This is a genomic window from Yersinia similis (assembly GCF_001053095.1).
Taxonomy (GTDB): Bacteria; Pseudomonadota; Gammaproteobacteria; order Enterobacterales; family Enterobacteriaceae; genus Yersinia; species Yersinia similis.
This window is the reverse complement of sequence record NZ_CGBP01000082.1, coordinates 1-1,436: the sequence shown is the minus strand read 5'-3', so window position 1 is coordinate 1,436 and position 1,436 is coordinate 1. Positions and strand designations below refer to the sequence as shown.

Here is a 1,436-nt window from a genome sequence, read left to right as displayed (position 1 = left end):
GCGGCCAATAGGCAAAAAACCGACGGTAGCAACAGCAGCCGTGGCGGTAGCGTTGGCGTCAGTGTGGGGGGCAGCGGTCTGAGCGTCTTTGCCAATGCCAACAAGGGGCAGGGGAATGAGCGCGGTGACGGCACCTTCTGGACGGAAACCACCGTCGACAGTGGCGGGATGTTCTCGTTGCGCAGCGGTCGCGATACGGCCCTGACCGGCGCGCAGGTCAGCGCTGAAACGGTCAAGGCCGATGTGGGGCGTAATCTTACTCTGCAAAGCCAGCAGGACCGCGATAATTATGATGCGAAGCAGAGCCGTGTTAGCGGCGGTATCAGTGTCCCGGTGGCGGGGGGCGGTGCCGCGGTCAACCTGAGCATGAGCCGTGACAGGTTATCCAGTCAGTATGACTCGGTGCAGGCGCAGACGGGTATTTTTGCCGGTTCTGGCGGTGTTGATATCCGGGTGGGGGAGCACACCCAACTGGATGGCGCGGTGATTGCCAGCACGGCGGCAGCCGATAAAAACACGCTGGATACCGGCACACTGGGCTTCAGTGATATCAAAAATAAAGCGGTATTCACGGTGGAGCATCAGGGCGGCAGCCTGAGCACCGGTGGCCCGGTGGGGTCAGACCTGCTGAGTAATCTGGGCGGTATGGTGCTCGCGGGGCTGGGCAATGGCGGATATGCCGAAGGCACCACGCAGGCGGCAGTGAGTGAGGGCACGATTACCGTTCGCAACACGGAGAATCAACAGCAGAATGTTGATGACCTGAGCCGGGACACCGGGAATGCCAACGGCAGTATCGGGCCGATTTTTGATAAAGAGAAAGAGCAGAACCGGCTGAAAGAAGTGCAGCTGATTGGCGAGATAGGCGGTCAGGCGTTAGATATTGCCTCCACGCAGGGCAAGATAATTGCCACTCACGCGGCAAACGACAAGATGAAGGCGGTGAAGCCGGAAGATATCGTCGCGGCAGAAAAACAGTGGGAGAAAGCCCATCCGGGCAAGGCGGCCACGGCAGAGGACATCAACCAGCAGATTTACCAGACGGCATATAATCAGGCATTTAACGAGTCAGGATTTGGGACAGGCGGCCCGGTGCAACGCGGGATGCAGGCGGCGACAGCCGCCGTGCAGGGGCTGGCCGGCGGGAATATGGGTGCGGCCCTGACGGGTGCCAGTGCGCCGTATCTGGCGGGGGTGATTAAGCAAAGTACAGGCGATAATCCGGCGGCCAACACAATGGCACACGCGGTATTGGGCGCGGTGACCGCCTATGCCAGCGGCAACAATGCGCTGGCGGGTGCGGCTGGCGCGGCCACGGCGGAGTTGATGGCCCCCACGATTATCAGCGCGCTGGGCTGGGACAAGAACACACTCACCGAAGGTCAGAAACAGGCCGTCAGCGCACTGAGTACATTAGCCGCCGGGCTGGCCGGTGG

1 protein-coding gene is annotated in these 1,436 nt (G+C 61.1%); it reads left to right on the top strand.

Annotated features, from left to right (window positions below; all coding sequences use genetic code 11):
• Positions 1–1,436, top strand: a 1,436-nt coding sequence (locus AC971_RS22385; RefSeq protein WP_197090745.1) for a hemagglutinin repeat-containing protein, incomplete at both ends; no start/stop codon positions are given.